The organism is Streptomyces sp. C36 (assembly GCF_040932295.1).
In the GTDB taxonomy this organism is placed as follows: Bacteria; Actinomycetota; Actinomycetes; order Streptomycetales; family Streptomycetaceae; genus Streptomyces; species Streptomyces triculaminicus.
The window spans coordinates 1-237 of sequence record NZ_JBFQGI010000032.1 but is presented as its reverse complement, the minus strand read 5'-3'; the positions used below and the strand labels follow the sequence as shown (position 1 = coordinate 237).

Genomic DNA, 237 nt, shown 5'->3' with positions numbered 1-237 from the left:
GCGCTCGTCGCGGCGGAAGCCGCCGCGGTCGTCGTCGCGGCGGCCGAAGCCACCACCAGGACGGCCACCACGGTCGTCGCGGCGCGGGCCACGGTCGTCGTCGCGGCGAGGACCGCGGTCATCACGACGGTCGTCGCGACGGAAGCCGCCGGCACGGTCATCGCGGCGGAAACCGCCACGGTCGTCCTCACGACGCGGACCACGGTCGTCATCGCGGCGCGGACCACGGTCATCACG

The 237-nt window shown here is 75.5% G+C and carries 1 protein-coding gene; it reads left to right on the top strand.

What is annotated here, in order from left to right:
• A partial coding sequence (locus AB4K12_RS31250; protein ID WP_368438180.1) for a hypothetical protein occupies positions 1-237 on the top strand: 237 nt, incomplete at both ends.